General features: G+C 54.9%; 16 protein-coding genes. 10 read left to right on the top strand and 6 right to left on the bottom strand.

The window, feature by feature from the left end; all coding sequences use genetic code 11:
• Positions 1-84 precede the first annotated feature (84 nt).
• Positions 85-1,197 (top strand): AmmeMemoRadiSam system radical SAM enzyme, encoded by a 1,113-nt coding sequence (amrS, locus tag LF95_RS04725; protein WP_073954842.1) that lies wholly within the window; start codon positions 85-87, stop codon positions 1,195-1,197.
• A 107-nt stretch (positions 1,198-1,304) separates the two neighbouring features.
• On the top strand, positions 1,305-1,793 hold the full coding sequence (locus LF95_RS04730) for a GNAT family N-acetyltransferase (RefSeq protein WP_168173657.1): 489 nt from the start codon (positions 1,305-1,307) through the stop codon (positions 1,791-1,793).
• Between the two features lie 31 nt (positions 1,794-1,824).
• Here the strand turns inward: LF95_RS04730 and LF95_RS04735 are convergent, their stop codons facing one another.
• Positions 1,825-3,060, bottom strand: coding sequence for an NnrS family protein (locus LF95_RS04735; protein WP_073953904.1), 1,236 nt, complete (start codon positions 3,058-3,060; stop codon positions 1,825-1,827).
• Between the two features lie 298 nt (positions 3,061-3,358).
• On the opposite strand from LF95_RS04735, the gene LF95_RS04740 reads away from it, so the two are divergent.
• The 6 genes from LF95_RS04740 (at position 3,359) to LF95_RS04765 (ending at position 10,041) form a co-directional block, all read left to right on the top strand.
• The gene (locus LF95_RS04740) at positions 3,359-4,828 is read left to right on the top strand and encodes a leucyl aminopeptidase (protein WP_073954844.1); all 1,470 of its coding nucleotides are present in this window, start codon (positions 3,359-3,361) and stop codon (positions 4,826-4,828) included.
• An 84-nt stretch (positions 4,829-4,912) separates the two neighbouring features.
• Positions 4,913-5,368: a DNA polymerase III subunit chi gene (locus LF95_RS04745; protein ID WP_073953905.1), complete on the top strand. Its 456-nt coding sequence runs from the start codon at positions 4,913-4,915 to the stop codon at positions 5,366-5,368.
• Positions 5,369-5,650: 282 nt separating this feature from the next.
• Positions 5,651-7,342 carry a methyl-accepting chemotaxis protein gene (locus LF95_RS04750; RefSeq protein ID WP_073953906.1) on the top strand — a complete coding sequence of 564 codons (1,692 nt, stop codon included), beginning with the start codon at positions 5,651-5,653 and terminating at the stop codon, positions 7,340-7,342.
• Between the two features lie 335 nt (positions 7,343-7,677).
• Entirely contained in the window at positions 7,678-8,535 is an 858-nt protein-coding gene (locus LF95_RS04755; protein WP_371440806.1) for a methionine ABC transporter ATP-binding protein, read from the top strand.
• Positions 8,536-8,538: 3 nt separating this feature from the next.
• Positions 8,539-9,198, top strand: coding sequence for a methionine ABC transporter permease (locus LF95_RS04760; RefSeq protein ID WP_073953908.1), 660 nt, complete (start codon positions 8,539-8,541; stop codon positions 9,196-9,198).
• A gap of 54 nt (positions 9,199-9,252) precedes the next feature.
• Entirely contained in the window at positions 9,253-10,041 is a 789-nt protein-coding gene (locus LF95_RS04765; RefSeq protein ID WP_073953909.1) for a MetQ/NlpA family ABC transporter substrate-binding protein, read from the top strand.
• 81 nt (positions 10,042-10,122) lie between these two features.
• Here the strand turns inward: LF95_RS04765 and LF95_RS04770 are convergent, their stop codons facing one another.
• Complete coding sequence (locus LF95_RS04770; protein ID WP_083607507.1) at positions 10,123-11,133, bottom strand: carbon-nitrogen hydrolase family protein; 1,011 nt, start codon at positions 11,131-11,133, stop codon at positions 10,123-10,125.
• Between LF95_RS04770 and LF95_RS04775 the strand changes: the two genes are divergently transcribed.
• A complete protein-coding gene (locus LF95_RS04775) occupies positions 11,100-12,155 on the top strand; it encodes a LysR family transcriptional regulator (RefSeq protein ID WP_252509657.1) in 1,056 nt (351 codons plus the stop codon). The genes LF95_RS04770 and LF95_RS04775 overlap by 34 nt on opposite strands.
• A gap of 5 nt (positions 12,156-12,160) precedes the next feature.
• On the opposite strand, the gene LF95_RS04780 is transcribed toward LF95_RS04775, so the two are convergent.
• Together LF95_RS04780 and LF95_RS04785 are read right to left on the bottom strand one after the other, a co-directional pair.
• A complete protein-coding gene (locus tag LF95_RS04780; protein WP_073953910.1) occupies positions 12,161-12,778 on the bottom strand; it encodes a GNAT family N-acetyltransferase in 618 nt (205 codons plus the stop codon).
• Between the two features lie 88 nt (positions 12,779-12,866).
• Complete coding sequence (locus LF95_RS04785; RefSeq protein WP_073953911.1) at positions 12,867-14,756, bottom strand: ABC-F family ATP-binding cassette domain-containing protein; 1,890 nt, start codon at positions 14,754-14,756, stop codon at positions 12,867-12,869.
• A gap of 306 nt (positions 14,757-15,062) precedes the next feature.
• On the opposite strand from LF95_RS04785, the gene ndk reads away from it, so the two are divergent.
• Positions 15,063-15,485, top strand: coding sequence for a nucleoside-diphosphate kinase (gene ndk, locus LF95_RS04790; protein ID WP_073953912.1), 423 nt, complete (start codon positions 15,063-15,065; stop codon positions 15,483-15,485).
• A gap of 102 nt (positions 15,486-15,587) precedes the next feature.
• On the opposite strand, the gene LF95_RS04795 is transcribed toward ndk, so the two are convergent.
• Positions 15,588-17,294 carry a methyl-accepting chemotaxis protein gene (locus LF95_RS04795; protein WP_073953913.1) on the bottom strand — a complete coding sequence of 569 codons (1,707 nt, stop codon included), beginning with the start codon at positions 17,292-17,294 and terminating at the stop codon, positions 15,588-15,590.
• Between the two features lie 623 nt (positions 17,295-17,917).
• Positions 17,918-18,046, bottom strand: coding sequence for an aa3-type cytochrome c oxidase subunit IV (locus LF95_RS22585; protein WP_168173658.1), 129 nt, complete (start codon positions 18,044-18,046; stop codon positions 17,918-17,920).
• Positions 18,047-18,320 lie beyond the last annotated feature (274 nt).

Consider the following 18,320-nt stretch of genomic DNA (forward strand, 5'->3'; position numbering starts at 1 on the left):
TTTGCAAAAGATAACGCGGCGGGATAGATTTTGAAAGGAGGCTGCATTTTCACAACGGGCTGAAATTTCGCCATGACGTCAATCATGACAAGCGAGCAAGGTGCCAGCGATGTGGTGCCGGGGCGCTATTGGCACCATCTAGCGGATGGTCGCATTCAGTGCGATGTCTGCCCGCGTTATTGCAAGCTGGGCGAGGGGCAGCGCGGGCTTTGTTTTGTCCGTGCGCGGCAGAATGACCAGGTGGTATTGACAACCTGGGGGCGGTCATCGGGGTTTTGTATTGATCCGGTCGAGAAAAAGCCGCTGAACCATTTTTTGCCCGGAAGCCCGGTTTTGTCCTTTGGCACGGCGGGCTGCAATCTGACCTGCAAATTTTGCCAGAACCACGAAATTTCCAAGGCACGGCAAATGGATGCGGTGGGCAGCCTGGCAACCCCCGATATGATTGTGCAAACCGCAAAACAGTGGGGCTGTTCGGCCGTCGCCTTTACCTATAATGACCCGGTGATTTTTCTGGAATATGCTGTGGATGTGGCCAAGGCCTGCCGGGCGGCGGGGATTAAAACCATTGCGGTGACGGCGGGTTATATTGGCCGTGAAGCACGGGTTGAGTTTTTTCGCCATATGGATGCGGCGAATGTCGATTTGAAAGGCTTTACCGAGGCGTTTTATCACAAACTGTGTTCGGCCCATCTGGAGGATGTGCTGGAAACGCTGGTTTATTTAAAACGCGAAACCGGGGTGTGGTTTGAACTGACCAATCTGGTCATTCCCGGTGAAAATGATGGGGATGATGAATTTGATGCCATGACCCGCTGGATCATGGACCATCTTGGCCCCGATGTGCCGCTGCATTTCAGCGCCTTTCACCCCGACTGGAAAATGATGGACACACCTCGCACCCCGGCCACCACCCTGACAAGGGCGCGCGACATCGCCCGGCAAAATGGGCTGCGATATGTCTATGTTGGCAATGTGCATGACCATGCGGCATCCAGCACCTATTGCCATAACTGCCATACCCGCCTGATTGGCCGGGACTGGTATGAGCTTTCGGACTGGAAGCTGGATGCACAGGGAAATTGCAGCGCATGCGGAACCGCCTGTGCCGGTGTGTTTGCTCCGCAGCCGGGGCAGTGGGGCCGCAAACGCCAGCCGGTGCGCTTGCGAGCACCGCAAAGCGCGGCGGGAAATTAGCGTTAGGGAAGGGTGTATCGCAAAGAAATTTGGTTTGGGCGCATGCAGGCTGCTATAGCCTTTTGCGAGGGCAGGCGCAGGGCCGCCCGGTTTGCAGGATGGTGCGATTGAACATACGACCGGCAATAAAAAGCGATGTAGATGCCGTTTTTGCCATTCGCCTGAAGGTGCGGGAAAATGCGCTGAGCCTGGCGGAGCTGACGGCGCGGGGCATTACCCGGGGGGCGTGGCATGGCTGGTTTAATGAAGGTTATGGCATTTGGGTGGCGCAAATCGGCGATGATATTGCCGGTTTTGCCATTGCCGTGCCCAAAGAAGCAACACTTTGGGCACTGTTTGTGGACCCGGATTTTGAAGGGCGCGGTGTGGGATCGGCCCTGTTGAAAGTGGCGGAGGATTGGCTGTTTGACCAGGGCTGCCAGGAAATATCGCTGACCACCGATGCCAACCCGAATGTGCGGGCACACGGATTTTATGAACGGCATGGCTGGACCCTGACCGGCGATGCCGATGACGGGCAGGTGGAATATATCAAGGGCCGTGTCGATGGTGCGGATGGTTTCTGGAGTGACGAGATGCTGGACCGCCCGGTCTGACATCCCGTCACATCCATGACGCTTTATTCAATCAGGCCTTTTTAAGCGGCGCACCGATCAGAACCGGGGCATACCGCAGTAAAAACAGTAACCAGCCACCAACCCAGCACAGGGTTGCTGCCGCCAGAAGCGTAATATAGCTGCCGCCAAAAACCGGGGCGAGCAGGCGCAATGCCGTTGCCAGCCAGATTAGCGCGAAGGCGGTGGTAAAGATTTTACCCGCCACCAATGCGCGCCCGGTATGACCCAGGGCCGCGCGCCCGCCAACCGCCATGATCATGCAGGCCATTGCCCCGGCCCCGCCTGCGTGAACGGCATCATTGATCGCATAAAGGTCGGGTCGCAGCATGGAAAAGCCAATCAGCAGCAAACTGAGCGGCAGCCAGAAATAGGCGGCATGCAGCATGATCACCAGCGGGTCGGCAAAGGTGTGAATACCGCGCCAGCGCGACAGACGGGTGAAATGCAAAAGACCGCTTGCCATCAGCATCACGGCAGCCCCCTGATGCCACGGGGTAAAGGCAAGTGCGATGGAGGTGACCAGCGACCCCATGCACATCGCATCAAAGCGGTTAAACGAAACCGGTTCGGCAATGGCGGGCAGTTTGCCATTGCGCATCAGCCAGTTGCGGGTAAAGCCGGGAATAATGCGCCCGCCAATAAGGGCGATCAGCAGCAGAAAAATGAAAATACCGGCACGCGGGAAAATCTCGGCATCCAGCGGGATGGCATCGGACGCTGCCAGAACAAACACCGCATCAATCACCGCAAGAAGCCCGATGATGGCGAGGATTTTAAGGTTGCGGCGATTGTTTCCGGCAATCAGCTCGCGTGCGGCAAGGCCGAGCAGGGCGAGGTAATAGGCAAGCTCCAGTATCAGTAATAATGCAACGCTGATTTGGGCGGCAAAAACCATTGCGATCCGGCCTGCCAGCCACAAAACGGTCAGGGCGATGATCGGTGTGCCTTTAAGGGCTGGTCGCCCGGTCCAGTTGGCAATGGCGGTGAGCAAAAAGCCACCAAGGGCTGCCCCGCCAAAGGCAAAAATCATTTCATGGGCATGCCACAGCGATGTGGTGCCCAATTGCGGTGCCCAAAGCCCGTGGATCATCGCACTGAGCCACCAGACAACCCCGATAATCGCCTGCAAACCGGCAAAGAGAAAAAGCGGGCGAAAGGCCCCGCGCCAGAACGGCAGGGGTTGGGACCGGGATGAAGTTGTATCGACCGGTTCGGTCGGCAGAATGGGGATCGGGCGCGAAACCATGATGTCACCTTGCAGAACCCGGGATGTTTCCGGGTGTTTTTGACGCAATTTTTGAATGTGCAGCGGACATCGTGCACCGATGAAAAATCGCTGCCTTGATATTTCGCAATTTTTGCAGGGTCCCGGTCGCATGGCAGGAATGATTTTTTTGTTTCTTTGCCGGATAACCCTTTCTTTCGGCTGGCATCACGTTAAATTGGAGAGATCGGGTTTTGACCCGGACGGGATATGTCCGCAAAACGGGTGGCGGGCCGAAACCAATTCACAGACCCAGAAATTTTCAGGAGTCCTTTCCGATATGAAGATCACTTTTTCCGATCTCGCAGTTCCGGCTTCCGGCGCGGTTGTGGCCTTTGCCACCGAGGGCGGCGATCTGATGCCAAGTGCCGTTGCGCTCGATGAGGCAGCTGGCGGTGCCATTGTTCGCGCGATCAAGGCATCGACCTTCAAGGGCAAGTTCGGGCAAAACCTGCAGGTTCTTTCACCCGCAAATGTTGAGCTGTCGCGCATTATTGTTGTCGGCATTGGCAGCGAAGCCGAATTTGACGTGGTTGCCGCACAGAAACTGGGCGGGCAGGTCACGGTTGCCGCACAGGGTACCGGTGAAAAGGAAGTGACCGTCCTGTTTGACATGGACGACCTTGCCAGCGATTTTGCCACCGGTGCCGCCCTGCGCGATTACCGGTTTGACAAATACCGCACCACCGAAACCAAGGATGACAAGCCCGCACTTAAATCCGTTACGGTGGCGACCAAAGAACCGAAAGACGCCAAAAAGCAGTATGAAAACGCCAAGAAAGTGATCGACGGCGTGTTCTTTACCCGCGATCTGGTTTCCGAGCCGTCCAACATTCTGTATCCGGCAAGCTTTGTTGACGAAGTCAAGGCGCTGGAAAAGCTTGGCGTCGAGATTGACGTGCTTGACGAAAAGGAAATGAAGAAGCTGGGCATGGGTGCGCTTCTGGGCGTGGCACAGGGCTCGGCACAGAAGCCGTATCTGGTGGTGATGCGCTGGAATGGCGGCAAGAAAAAAGACGCCCCGATTGCCTTTGTCGGCAAGGGTGTGACCTTTGATACCGGCGGTATTTCGCTGAAACCCGCTGCCGGCATGGAAGACATGAAGTTTGACATGGGTGGTGCCGGTGTTGTTTCGGGCCTGATGAAGGCCCTGGCGGGCCGAAATGCCAAATCAAACGTGATTGGCGTGATTGGCCTGGTGGAAAACATGCCGTCCAGCACCGCGCAGCGCCCGGGCGACGTGGTCACATCCATGTCAGGTCAGACGATCGAAGTCATCAATACCGATGCCGAAGGCCGTTTGGTTCTGTGTGATGCGCTGACTTATGTGCAGGAAAAATATGATCCGAGCCTGATTGTCGATCTGGCAACCCTGACCGGGGCAATCATTATTGCGCTCGGCCATGAACATGCCGGTCTGTTTTCCAATAATGACGAACTTTCCAGCCAGATCACCAATGCGGGCCTGGCGGTGAATGAACCTGTCTGGCGTTTGCCGCTGGGCAAGGCCTATGACGACCAGTTGAAATCCGACATTGCCGATATGAAAAATGTTGGCGGTCGTCCGGCCGGGTCGATCACGGCGGCACAGTTCCTCAAACGCTTTATCACCAAGGATCGCCCGTGGGTGCATCTGGATATTGCGGCGATGGCCTGGGCCACCAAGGACAGTGAAGTGACGCCGAAAGGGGCCACCGGTTTCGGTGTGCGCCTGCTGGACCGTTTTGTGGCCGATAACCACGAAGCCTGATTTTAGCGGGATCAACCGGGGCAGGGGCGACCTTGCCCCGGTTTTCCTTTGTAACGATACCCACAGCCGATTTACGATTGCGTCATGAGCGACATCTGGTTTTACCACCTGACCAACACCCCGCTGGAGCGGGCCTTGCCGACCCTGTTGTTAAAAACAATGGAGCGGGAAAAGCGTGCCGTGGTGATGACCAGCAATGACGCACGGCTGGAGGCGATTAATACCCTGCTTTGGACCTATGATAAAAGCAGCTGGCTGCCGCATGGCAGTGCGCAGGATGGTGATGCGGATTTGCAGCCCGTCTGGTTAACCGTTGGGGATGAAAACCCCAATGGCGCGCAGTTCCTGTTTTTGACCGACCGGGCCAATAGCGAAAAACTGGCCGATTATGAACGCGTGATCATGCTGTTTGATGACCGCGACCACGACGCCGTGGCCGAGGCCCGCACCCGCTGGAAAGCCTGGAAGGATGCCGGGCACAAGCTTTCTTACTGGCAGCAAACCCCAGGCGGTTCCTGGGAAAAGAAGGCCGAAAGTTAGGCCTTTAATAATCCGGTTATGGGACCGGGCATAAAGACTCCTCCTTTTAGGATCGCATTTTGTTTTGTGTCGTCGGATCGTTTGATGCGAGGCAGGAAGAAAAATTGTATCAATTGCGATTCTTTCGCCCTCTGGAAGTATTGAATTTCTATCCCCACGTATAAGTTAAGGCGACATGAAATGCGCGGCAAAAGCCGTGTCCGAAATGCGCGCGGGGATTTGCGAATTGATACAAAGCCGGGCGCATCATGCGTTCCGGGCGGAAAATAGAGGGATGCGGGAATGCCAAGTCTGAGTTCGGTCAAGATCGCTCGGCGATTGCTGCTGATCGTGGGAGGGGCCGTTTTGGCGGCCATACTGGTGGGTGCATTTGGCCTGTCCGAGATGCGGACCCAGATGATGGAGGACCGCAAGGACAAGACGCGGGCGCTGGTAAATACGACGGTTTCCCTAATCGATCATTATTACAAGCAGGCGCAATCGGGCCAGATGACGGAAGAACAGGCAAAAGAAGCCGCAAACAAGGCCGTCGGAGCATTGCGGTATGATGAAACCAACTACTTTTTTGTTTTTGATGATCAGCCGGTTGTGCTGATTCATACGGTCAAACCCGAACTCGTCGGGAAGAATTTGTCGCAATCGGTGGATGGTTCGGGTAAGCGCCACTATCAGGCATTTGTCGATATGGTGAAAGATCATGGCGCAGGTTTTGTTGATTACACCTATGTCACGCCTGATAAATCGAGAATGCGGCCCAAAATATCCTATGTGAAAATGTTCAAGCCCTGGGGCTGGATCGCGGCGACCGGGATTTACGTTGACGATGTGGACGCGATATTTCAGAAAAACCTGCTGACGATGGTGCTGGTGGTTGTGGTGATTGCCGGGGCCGTTGTGCTGGTTTCGCTGATGATTGGTCGTGGGATTACTCGGCCGCTGCAAAATATTTCCGATAATATGCTGCGTCTGGCCGATGGGGATCATGCGATCAAGGTCGATTATACCGATCATCGCAGCGAAATTGGCGATCTGGCGCGCGCGATGGATATATTCAAATCGAAAACCATTGAAATGGAAAACTTGCGCCGCCAGCGGGAAGAGGATGAAAAGCGCGTTGAACAGGAAAAACGGGATGCGCTGTTGGCAATGGCAACCCGTTTTGAAGCCAATGTTGGACATGTGGTTGACTATGTGACCAAGGCCGCAGGAAAAATGCAAAATGCGGCACGGTCCATGAATGTTGCGGCCCGTGTGGCGGGCGAAAAATCAACCATCGTTTCATCGGCCTCGCAGGAAATGTCGACCAATATTGATACTGTGGCCGCCGCCGCCGAGGAACTTTCTGCATCAATTGCCGAAATCAGCACCCAGGTTGCGCAATCCTCGCAGGTGGCAAATGGTGCCGTGACCCGGTCGGAGGATACCCATAAGAAAATTGAACTGCTTGCCGATGCGGCAAACAAGATTGGTGAAGTTGTTTCGCTGATTTCCGATATTGCCGCACAGACCAATCTTTTGGCCCTGAATGCCACGATCGAGGCGGCGCGCGCCGGTGATGCCGGCAAGGGGTTTGCCGTTGTCGCGAACGAAGTAAAAACCCTTGCCAGCCAGACGGCCAAGGCGACCGAGGATATCCGTACCCAGGTTGGGGGTATTCAAAGCGCAACGGAAATCGCCGTGTCCGCCATTGGCGAAATTGCCGAAACCATTCGCCAGCTTGATGGATCGACCGGGGCGATTGCCGCAGCGGTAGAAGAGCAGGGGGCCGCGACCCACGAAATTGCCCGAAATGTGGACGAGGCAGCCTACGGTGCACGCGATGTCACACAGAATATCGGTGATGTTTCCGGCGCCGTTAGCGAGACCGAAACCGTGGCGGGTGAAGTCAAGGCCCTGTCTGATGAATTGGGCCATCAGGCCGAACAGTTGAAAACGGCAGTTTCGGCATTTCTGGCAGAAATTCGGCACAAATAAATAGCCTGTTTCTGCAAAGTAAAACATCAATCGGGATAATACAGGCGTGGCGCGGGCTGCGCCTGTATTTTGCATTTGGAATTAATGCTGTGAACAGGGTAATTATTGTACGGGTTAAACATTATTTTGATGTGGTTTATTCTAATACATACAAGCCATGCGTAAAACGCATGCTGTGGGGCGTTGAATTACATGAGCAGGCATGTTTATATCATTGTCATCCAACGCGCCGATTTGCTCCTCAGCTTGCGGGCGCGATAAAAATGCGGCTAAAGCGAGAGGGCGTGCACGCTCCGGATGTACGACCGCCTCGGAAATGCCGCGGCGGTTTTTTTATGTTCGGAAAGGTTGGGACCATGATCAGGCTCTCGAACGTCCACAAGACTTATCCTGCCCGTCGGGGCAGCCCGGAACATGTTGCCTTGCGCGGTATCGACCTTGATATTGCAGCAGGCGAGATTGTCGGCGTTATTGGCCGCTCGGGCGCGGGGAAGTCCACCCTTATCCGCTGTATCAATTTGCTGGAACGGCCGACATCGGGCAGCGTCATTGTTGATGGTACCGATGTGACGACGCTGTCCAAGCGCGATTTGCCGCTGTTTCGCCGTCAGCTTGGCATGGTGTTTCAGCATTTCAATCTGCTCTCGTCACGCACGGTGTATGACAATATTGCCCTGCCGCTGGAACTGGCGGGGGCAAGCAAGGCGGAAATTGCCGCCGCGATTGACCCGTTATTGCCGCTGGTTGGCCTGGAAGACAAGCGTGATCGTTACCCCGCCGAACTTTCGGGCGGGCAGAAACAGCGTGTCGGTATTGCGCGTGCCCTTTCCAGCAACCCCAAGGTTGTTTTGTGTGACGAGGTGACATCGGCCCTGGACCCGGAAACCACCCGGCAGATCCTGTCATTGCTGCGTGATATTAACAAACGCCTGGGCCTGACGATGGTTGTGATCACCCACGAAATGGCCGTGGTCAAACAATTGTGTGACCGGGTGGCGGTGATGGATAGCGGCGTGATTGTCGAACAGGGCGCGGTGGATGGCATTTTTGCCGACCCGCAACATCCGACGACACAATCCCTGCTGGCCGATGAATTTCTTGATTTCAAGCCGGCGCATCCGGCAGGTGTTTCCGCTTCCCCGGTTTCGTCGGGGCCGGTGGTGCAAACGCTTTCTAACGGAACGGAGGGGTAAGCCATGTGGTCAACACTTCTTCCCATTTTGGGGCAGGCGACACTGGAAACCCTTTATATGGTGTTCGCCTCCCTTGCCATTGGCACGGCGGTTGGTTTGCCTTTAGGGGTGTTGCTGGCAACATCGGGCCGGGGCGAGCTTTTTGAGGCACCGGTGTTCCAAAAAACCATCGGGCCGATTGTCAATGCGACGCGCTCTGTGCCGTTTATCATTCTGGCCGTCGCGATCATTCCCTTTACCCGCTTGCTGGTTGGCACTTCAATCGGTACGTCGGCGGCAATTGTGCCGTTAACCGTGGCGGCGATCCCGTTTATTGCCCGCATCATCGAAGGGGCTGTCCGCGAGGTTGACAGCGGCCTGACCGAAGCCGCCCATGCAATGGGCGCGCGCCCGCTTCAGGTGGTGATCAAGGTGTTATTGCCCGAAGCCCTGCCGGGCATCATTCACGGACTGACTTTGACCGCTGTGACCCTGATTGGTTATTCGGCGATGGTGGGGGCTGTTGGGGCTGGTGGCCTGGGCGACCTTGGCATTCGTTATGGCTATCAGCGTTTCCGCCCCGATGTGATGGCCGCCGTTGTGATCACCCTGATTGTGGTGGTGCAGGCGGTGCAAATGCTGGGCGACCATTTGGCGCGCCGTGCCGATAAACGCAATATCTGACGATTTTAAAATTTCCCGCATTTTCCGTTTAAATGCAGCTAAAAGGAGCTATCCATGCGGATTCTTAAATCCCTGAGTGCCGCGATTATTTTGACGGCCAGCCTTGCCATTCCGGCCTTTGCGCAAGACGAAATCAAGATCGGTGTGACCGCCGGTGAACATGAAGAAATCATGGAACAGGTCGCCAAGGTTGCCGCCGAGAAGGGCCTGAAGCTCGACATCATTACCTTCACCGATTACGTGCTGCCCAACCAGGCGCTTGATGATGGCGATCTTGATGCCAACAGCTTCCAGCATGTGCCCTACCTTGATAACCAGATCAAGGATCGCGGCTACAAGCTTTCGGTTGTCGGGTATAACTTTGTCACCCCGATGGGCATTTATTCCGACAAATATAAAAGCCTGAATGACCTGCCCGACGGGGCAAAAATTTCGATCCCGAACGATCCGACCAATGGTGGCCGTGCGCTGCTTCTGCTGCAGGCAAAAGGCCTGATCAAGGTGGACCCGGAAGCCGGCCTCGTTGTCAGCCCGCTGGACGTGACCGAAAACCCCAAGGGTTTTGATTTCATCGAACTGGATGCCGCACAGCTTCCGCGTTCGCTGGCCGATGTTGATGCCGCAGCCATCAACACCAACTATGCCATCGAAGCAGGTTTGAACCCGACCCGGGATTCGATTGCGATTGAAAGCAAAGACAGCCCCTATGCCAACGTCATCGTGACGCGCACCGAAGACAAGGACAAACCCTGGGTCAAAACCCTGGTTGAATCTTATAACTCGGACACCATCCGCGATTTCATCAACAAGAAATATGACGGTGCCGTTGTTCCGGTATTCTAAGATAGCGGTCTGATAAGTGGCCAAACCATTTAGCCCCGGCATTGATGTGCCGGGGCTGTTTGTTTTTTGGGGGAGGCAGTTTTAGGGCGCAGGATCGCCTTCCACCGGATTTTGCAGTGAATCTGGCTCCGGTACTGGTGTGGGCGATTGTGACGGAAAAGCCGTTTCATTAACCCGCAGCGAAAAAACATCGGGGCGGGCATAGTGGCCCGCAACATCCAGGTCATAACGGCCACGAATGGTCTGGTCGGTGTCGATATCGGCCCAGATCACGGCTTCGCGGTCATAGACCGGTTCGGTCAGGCAGGTGCCCATCGGGTCGATAATTACGCTGCCCCCCCGGATCAGGGTAGTTTGCGGGTCATTGCCCTGCAGGCAGTCATAATCCTCTGGCGCGTTGGCGCGCGTCATATATTGGCAGGCGCTGAGAACAAAGGTGCGGCCTTCATAGGCGATATGGCGCATGGATGTTTGCCAGATTTCCCGTTCATCAACGGTGGGCGCACACCAGATATTGATGCCCCTGTTATAATAGGTTTGACGCAAGGTTGGCAGGTAATTTTCCCAGCAAATGGCGGCACCGATATTACCGACCGGGGTTTTGAAAACCGGCAGGGTGGAGCCATCGCCCTGTCCCCAGATCAGCCTTTCGCTGGCGGTGGGCATCAATTTTCGGCGTTTACCCAGAAGGCTGCCATCCGGGCCAAAAAACAGAACCGCGCAATAAAGTGTGCCTTTGTCGCGCTCGATAACGCCGGTGACAAGATGCGCCTTCATTTTGGCGGCAAAGCTGCCAATCGTGCGGCATTCCGGGCCGGGCACCTCGATGGCGGATTTCCAGTAACGCAAATAATCGTCGCGCCCGGCTTCGCTCCGCGTGCCAACACGCGCGCCAAAATCCAGCCCCTTGGGATACCCACCCACATAAGCCTCGGGAAAAACGGCCAGTTCAACACTGTTTTGCCGGGCTTCCTCGCATAGGGCGGACATGCGTTCAAGCGTGCGCGGGGTATCAAAAAGCGATGTTCCGGCCTGAATGACAGCAACACGATGTTGCGATGAAGAATGGGAGTTTACGGGCGATTGCGACATGGAAAACCTGCTGGTTGCTATGCGGTAATACGGTGGTGCCGGTTATCTTGACGGGGGTATTTTTATCAGTCAAATTGCTGTTTATGGTTCAAACTATTAGTTTAAATGATATTTCGCGCTTTGACTTTAACCTTGCCATTGCCTTTATGGCGATCTGGCAGGAACGCAGTGTGTCCAAGGCGGCGGACCGGTTATCCTTAAGCCAGTCGGCGATCAGTGCGGCATTGGCCCGGTTGCGCGACGCGGCAGGGGACCCGCTTTTTGTGCGTACACGCGGAGCTATGCAGCCGACCCCACGCGCCATTGAAATGGCAAAAAGCATTGAACAGGGTGCGTTGCTTATTCGGGGTGCCTTTGACCGCGGGCAGGAATTTGACCCGGCACAGGCGGTGCATCATTTCTCGCTGGGCATGTCGGATGATTTTCAGTTGGCGGTGGGCCCGGCTGTTTCCCGGCGGCTGTTGGAAGATGCGCCGAATGTTTCGGTCTCCTTCCATCAAAGCAACCGCCATACCGTGGAAAAAATGCTCGAAACTGGGGAATTGGACCTGGCGATGATTGCCCGCCCGCCGGAACGGTCCTGGCTGATGGCCGAACAGGTGGCACAATCGGGTTATGCCTGTCTGTTTGATGCTGCCGCATGTGGCTGTGAATTGCCCTTATCGCTGGATGATTATCTGGCCCTGCCGCATATCCTGATTTCCTATTCCGGGCGCGAAGGCATTGTTGATGAAAAATTGCGCCCGCTGGGACGCAGCCGCAAAATCCAGACTGGCCTAACCCAGTTTGCCGCCGTGCCTTCGTTTTTGCGTGGGGTGGCGGCAGTTTCGACAATCCCGACCCATGCGGCACAGGCGCTGGCGCGCATTAGCGGTTTGCAAACATGCCCGCCGCCGCTGGATTTGGGGCAATATCCCGTTTCGCTGGTGTGGCGGCGAGAAATGCAGGACGATCCGGCTGTGGCCTGGATGCGCGGGCTGGTTCGTGCAGCCGTTCGGACCCATGTGGTTGGAGCTCTTTAGACAAGCTAACTTGCGCCTGGTCTGTGCTTTATGCCGGTTTGTTTCGCATTCTTTTTTGCCAGCCATTCCTCACGGGTCAGCGACCAGTCCACCTCGTGCCAGCCTTTTTGGGTCATCCAGTCCGGGCCGGGGCGGCTTTGCGTCAGGGTGGCACCAAACCAGGTGGCAAGACGGGTGATGCGGCGGTTGCCATTGCCCGTGGAGCCAGTAATGGCTGTAAGGCCCAGTTGGTTAAATCCGTAATCCAGCATCAAATTGATGGCATCCAGCGCCAGCCGGTACCGTCCCCAGCAGGTTGGGGCCAGTTCCAGGCCCATAATCGCGACATGGGCAGGCATGTCCTGCTGGCGCAGGCCGATGCAGCCCAGAATGTCGCCGGTTTTGGCATCAAAAATCCCGATCTGGAAATTCTGGCGCGGTGTCTCGGCCTGCCAGCCCAAAAAACGCTGGAAAAGGGCGGTGCTGGTGGCACGGGTTTCGGGGCTATCGGGCTGGTTATAAAGGGCGCGATAGCGGGCATCCATCTGATAGGCGACAAAACCGTCGCCATCGGCAGGTGTGAAATCACGCAGGGTAATGCGGTGGTGCTTTATCAGAACCGGGCTGGTTGCAACATGTGGCATTGAAGACTCGCAAAGCAAAATACCCGCCCTATGCGGGGCGGGTATTTTTGCGGCGTGTTTTGTGATCAGACAAGCCTTTATCGGTGTATCAGGCCGTCATTTCCTCGTATTCCTGCTGTTTTTCAAGCCAGACATTTTCGATCTCGGCAAGGTCGGATTTGACCTTTGCCATATCGATTTGCAGCTTGTTCAGACGCTCGCTATTGCCCGATGTGTAAAGGCTTTCGTCGGCCAGTTCGGCTTCGATGGCGGCAATTTTGGTGGTGCATTGCGCCATTTGTTTTTCCAGCTTTTCGACTTCCTTGCGCAAGGGGGCAGCGATTTTGCGTTTTTCGGCCGCAGCCTGGCGTTCGGCCTTGCGGTCGCGCTTTTGTTCGGGCGTTTGGGTGGCATCCTTGCCTGCCTTGCGGTCCGCCCGGGCACGGTCCAGAAGGTATTGGCGATATTCGTTCACATCGCCATCAAAGTTTGTCACCGTGCCATCGGCGACCAGAATGAGGCGGTCCGCACAGGCCTCGATCAAATAGGGATCGTGGCTGATGATGATCACCGCCCCTTCGTAATTATTCAGCGCATGGTTCAGCGCATCGCGGGCATCAATATCAAGGTGGTTGGTCGGTTCGTCGAGGATGAGCATATGCGGGGCATCCAGCGTCATCAGGGCAAACAGCAACCGTGCCTTTTCCCCACCCGACAGGCTTTTGACCTTGGTATTGCCCTTATCGCCTTCAAAGGCGAAACGGCCAAGCTGGGCACGCACCTTGCTTTCAATTGCATCGGGCATCAGGGCGGCAAGGTGATCATAGGGGGTGTTTTCCAGGATCAGCTCGTCGGTTTGATGCTGGGCAAAATAGCCAATGCGCAGTTTGCTCGATGCTTTCTTTTCGCCCGCCATCAGTTCCAGTTTATCGGACAGAAGCTTCGCCAGTGTCGATTTACCGTTCCCATTGGCGCCCAAAAGGGCGATGCGGTCATCCATATCAATGCGCAAATTAAGGTTGCGCAGCACCGCCTTGCCGTTATAGCCAACCTCGCCATGATCAATGGTGATCAGGGGCGGGGGCAGTTCCTGCGGGCTGGGAAAATCAAAGCTGATCGATTTGTCTTCAACAACTGCAATGGCCGGGCCCATTTTTTCCAGCATCTTGATACGGCTTTGCGCCTGTTTGGCCTTGCTGGCCTTGGCGCGAAAACGGTCGATGAAGGATTGCAGGTGTTTTTGCTGCGCGATCTGTTTGTCGTACTGCTTGGAGGCAAGCTCCATTTGCTCGCGCCGGGTTTTGGCGAATTTGTCGTAATTGCCGCCATAAAGCGTCAGTTGCGCATTATGCAAATGCACAATTTGCTTTGCCACCCGGTTCAAAAGGTCGCGGTCATGGCTGACCAGGATGATCGTGCCGGGATAGCTGATCAAATACTGTTCCAGCCAGATGGTAGCTTCAAGGTCCAGGTGGTTGGTTGGTTCGTCGAGCAGCAACAGGTCGGGCTGCAGGAACAGGGTAGCCGCCAGGGCGACACGCATGCGCCAGCCACCAGAGAAATCATCACAGGGGCGCTGCTGGGCTTCGCCATCAAATCCAAGACCGGAAAGGATGGAGGCGGCACGCGCCTCGGCGGTGTGGGCATCAATATCGGCCAGGCGGGTATGAATTTCGGCGATGCGGTGGCCGTCGGTTGCGGTTTCGGCTTCGGCCAGCAGGTTTGCGCGTTCGGTATCGGCGGCCAGCACCGTATCAATCAGGGAGCGCGACCCGGCGGGGGCCTCCTGTGACACCATACCCATGCGGACCCGGGCATTGAGTGTAATGTCGCCGCCATCCAGGGCAAGCTGGCCCGCAATCAGCTTGAGAAGGGTTGATTTCCCCGCGCCATTGCTGCCGATCAGGCCAACCTTGTGGCCGGCCGGGATGGTAAGGCTGGTTTGATCCAGGATCACCCGGCCGCCAATGCGGTAGGTGACGTTCGATATATTCAGCATAACGGCGCCTGTCTTAGGGAATCTGTTGTTTCGTCTGACCTTCAATAGGGCAGGGCAGGCCGTTAGGCAAGGATTCTTCAAATTGTAACGAAGGTGCGTGGGGATCGGCGCCGTTGCTGTAAGGGCCCGGAAAAGCTGGCATTTATGCGGGGCAGGAAACCGCAGGGCTGATTATGTGCCGTTGCGTGAAACGCAGGGCTGTGATGCGAAAGGTTAACTATGTGTTGCGTTGGCCGATCAGGACGTTTATATAGCGCCAACCTGTCTTGGGGGTAATGAAATTTTACAAGTAGCTAGGTGAAACCAATGGCTATCGAACTTACTTTTTCCATCATTAAGCCTGACGCAACCCGTCGCAACCTGACCGGCAAGATCAATTCCGTGATCGAAGAAGCTGGTCTGCGCATTGTTGCTCAGAAGCGTGTCCGTCTCACCCGTGAACAGGCAGAAGGTTTTTATGCCGTTCACAAAGAACGTTCGTTCTTTGGCGAACTGGTGGACTTCATGGTTTCCGGCCCCGTCGTCGTCCAGGTCTTGGAAGGCGAAAATGCCGTTGCCAAATATCGCGAAGTCATGGGCGCAACCAACCCGGCAAATGCCGAGGAAGGCACCATTCGCAAGCTGTTTGCAGAATCCATCGAAGCCAACTCGGTTCATGGTTCTGACTCGCTTGAAAATGCAGCTATCGAAGTTGCTTACTTCTTTGCCCAGACCGACATCGTCGGTTAATTCGGGCCTGCCGCATTAAGGTGTGGCGCAGAAGTAAAAAACACCCCGCATCGAAAAAAAGATGCGGGGTGTTTTGTTTTACCGGGGCGGTATTGTTTGCGCCTATTCGCGAACCTGGCGGAAAAAACCATCGACTGACTGGCGCAGGGAATTGGCACTGGCAGTAAGCTGCTGGGCGGCGGCGGCCAGGTCGGTTGCCGAAAGCTGGCTTTCATTGGCGACCTCGCGGATCGAATGGGCCTTTTGCGATGCCTGATAGGTGCCATCTGATGCCGATTGCACATTCTGGGCAATGTCGCGCGTGGCTTCGGCCTGCTGGGACATGGCTTCGGCAATGGCAGCGGCGATTTCGTCCATTTGGGCGATGATGTGCGAAATTTCCTGAATGGCTGTGACCGATTCCCGTGTGGCGGACTGAATATCGTTGATCTGACTGCTGATTTCATCCGTCGCGCGCGATGTTTGCGTGGCAAGGTTTTTGACTTCGGATGCGACAACGGCAAAGCCTTTGCCTGCATCACCGGCTCGGGCAGCCTCGATGGTGGCATTCAGGGCCAAAAGGTTGGTCTGGTTGGCAATATCCGCGATCAGCCCCAAGACTTCCCCGATATGATCGGCCGAATTCGCCAGCCCCTCAACCAGTTCATTGGTGTGCTGGGCGTGGGTGACGGCACGCCGGGCAATTTCGGACGAATTGTTGGCCTGTTGAGTGATGCCCCGGATCGACTGGGTCAATTCTTCGGCAGCGGTGGCAACGGTTTGAACACTTCTGTTCGCCTGTGTGGAGGTATTTGCAACATCCTCGGACGTTGTGACGCTGGTTTGGGCATTTCGTGTCAGGCTGTTGGAGGTCTGAGAGACTTTGCCTGCTGCCTGGGTTACGTTTGACACCACGGTTGCAATTTCGCGGTCAAAGCCCGTAATCGCGGTGTTGCGTTTTTCATTGGCAAGCGAAAGGCTTTTTTGCTGGCGTTCGCGCTCGACTGTCAGGGCTTTGGCCTGGTCCATTGCCTGCTGGAAGACTTTTACCGAACGTGCCATTTCACCAATTTCATCGGCATCTTCAAGATAGGTGATTTCAGTGGTTGCATGGCCCGATGAAAGGTCTTTCATATTGTGTGACAGACGGGTAATGCGCTGCGATATGTTTTTGCGCGCATAGACGATGAATATTGCTGCCACGATGAAGCCCAGAACGGTAATCACCGCCATTGTCAGGACTGAGGTTTTGACATTGCTGCGCATCTCGGCAACGCCGATATCCATTTGATCATGGATCAGTTCTTCGGCCTCATCGGCAAGGGAGATGAATTTATCAAATGAGTCGTCGAATTTGGCATCTGCGGCAGAGCCTGCCTTCAGGTCTGATCCGGAACCACCGGACAGAAGAGAATCGTAGCGTTGGTGGGCCGTTGTGATGAATTCGCCAATCGCGACAACGACTTTCTTCGTTTTTTCCTGAATGTCGGCGTTTTTACTGGCGACAAATGTGCCTTCGTCATTCTCTCCCCCCTTGAGAATGGCATTGGCATACCAGGCACTTTCATCGAGCAGGTCCCATACTTCCTGTATGTTTTCGCTGCTGTCACCCGACATGATTTCTTCAAAAATCAGATGCGCCTTGGTGGCCGAAAGTTTGATTTCCATTGCGGCATCGCCCAGCGGCGCAAGTTCTACCGCAACCTTGTCGCCTTCCTGGCCGGTACTGACGGTAAAGTAGACGCCAGCGATACCAATGGTGGCGACAATCACAGCCATAACCGCGAATGCCATAAAAAGTCGCTGGCTGACATTTTGCATGAGTGACATTTATTTCCCCACAAACATTTGATGTTGCACTTTGTGCTTTATGGGGACTTTTTCAATGTCTATGTCGTGTTTCCGCTTAACATTAGAACCTTTGCAGGAAGGTTTTTGTTTTTATGATTTTATAATGTTAAAACAGCAACTTATGGCTATGCCGGTGATGCGTCCAAACTCATGGCGCTAAACGGGTTTTAGAGAAAAAAGATCATTAGAAGCAGCAATGTCGCCGCTGCCGCCAGAACATTGGTAAACAGGAACCAGGCAAGTTTTTGCCATGATTTCTGAGGTTGCCGGACGAGGTCCGGGTCATATCCGCTGCCTTGCATGTCATCCTCCGCAAAGATTGGTGTGGCAGTGGGTCATTGTTGGTGTGACCCTTTTGTGATCAGATCATTAAGCAACACCACAAAGGTGAATTTGCGCCGGGAATGTAACAATTTAATGGCGAGCGCCGTAAAGAATTTAGCGCAAAAATCAAACTAATTCAGATGGATAGCTGGTGAAAATCTGGAAGGGATTGACGCCTGAAAAAGGCAAAAAAAAGCCGCCTGCATGCTGCAGGCGGTTTCATTTTGCCGGGCAAAATTTTGTACCGGCGAAAATTTCAAAGGGGCATATCGCTGTTATTACAGCAGAAAAAGCGCCATCAGAACGACAATCGCAATCACGCCGCCGGTCGTATATTTTACAAAACGGGTATAGCCAGCATAGATATCTTTGTGGGTGCTGGTCAGGTCGTAATCATTTCCCTGCATTTGGGCCCTCCATCCGATAAAAGAGTCCAGCCAGAACCACATGGCACCAAAAAACCATAATGTTTGCCTGATGACCTGTCGTTTTTAGGTGGGCGAGCAGGCCAGAACAGACTGTTCTGGAGTCATTCTTGTTATATAACGGCGGGTATCATCGCGTGCAAGACGGGTTTTGACAACCCAATTCAACCATTTGCATCGAACGCCGGGGTTGAAGGGGTGTTTTGGCTGCTGCGCGCCTAGGGATAAAGCTGGCGCCATAAGTGGCGCCAGCGGT

The organism is Thalassospira sp. TSL5-1 (assembly GCF_001907695.1).
Lineage (GTDB): Bacteria > Pseudomonadota > Alphaproteobacteria > Rhodospirillales > Thalassospiraceae > Thalassospira.

What these genes read in the sequence shown, in the direction of transcription:
- LF95_RS04750 (WP_073953906.1), top strand. Translation starts at nt 5,651, where the DNA reads ATGCCAAGTCTGAGTTCGGTCAAGATCGCTCGGCGATTGCTGCTGATC.
- LF95_RS04770 (WP_083607507.1), bottom strand. Translation starts at nt 11,133, where the DNA reads ATGTCGCAATCGCCCGTAAACTCCCATTCTTCATCGCAACATCGTGTT.
- LF95_RS04740 (WP_073954844.1), top strand. Translation starts at nt 3,359, where the DNA reads ATGAAGATCACTTTTTCCGATCTCGCAGTTCCGGCTTCCGGCGCGGTT.
- LF95_RS04780 (WP_073953910.1), bottom strand. Translation starts at nt 12,778, where the DNA reads ATGCCACATGTTGCAACCAGCCCGGTTCTGATAAAGCACCACCGCATT.
- LF95_RS04735 (WP_073953904.1), bottom strand. Translation starts at nt 3,060, where the DNA reads ATGGTTTCGCGCCCGATCCCCATTCTGCCGACCGAACCGGTCGATACA.
- amrS (WP_073954842.1), top strand. Translation starts at nt 85, where the DNA reads ATGACAAGCGAGCAAGGTGCCAGCGATGTGGTGCCGGGGCGCTATTGG.
- LF95_RS04755 (WP_371440806.1), top strand. Translation starts at nt 7,678, where the DNA reads ATGTTCGGAAAGGTTGGGACCATGATCAGGCTCTCGAACGTCCACAAG.
- ndk (WP_073953912.1), top strand. Translation starts at nt 15,063, where the DNA reads ATGGCTATCGAACTTACTTTTTCCATCATTAAGCCTGACGCAACCCGT.
- LF95_RS04760 (WP_073953908.1), top strand. Translation starts at nt 8,539, where the DNA reads ATGTGGTCAACACTTCTTCCCATTTTGGGGCAGGCGACACTGGAAACC.
- LF95_RS04745 (WP_073953905.1), top strand. Translation starts at nt 4,913, where the DNA reads ATGAGCGACATCTGGTTTTACCACCTGACCAACACCCCGCTGGAGCGG.
- LF95_RS04765 (WP_073953909.1), top strand. Translation starts at nt 9,253, where the DNA reads ATGCGGATTCTTAAATCCCTGAGTGCCGCGATTATTTTGACGGCCAGC.
- LF95_RS04775 (WP_252509657.1), top strand. Translation starts at nt 11,100, where the DNA reads ATGAAGAATGGGAGTTTACGGGCGATTGCGACATGGAAAACCTGCTGG.
- LF95_RS22585 (WP_168173658.1), bottom strand. Translation starts at nt 18,046, where the DNA reads ATGCAGGGAAATGATTACGACCTGACCAGCACCCACAAAGATATCTAT.
- LF95_RS04785 (WP_073953911.1), bottom strand. Translation starts at nt 14,756, where the DNA reads ATGCTGAATATATCGAACGTCACCTACCGCATTGGCGGCCGGGTGATC.
- LF95_RS04795 (WP_073953913.1), bottom strand. Translation starts at nt 17,294, where the DNA reads ATGTCACTCATGCAAAATGTCAGCCAGCGACTTTTTATGGCATTCGCG.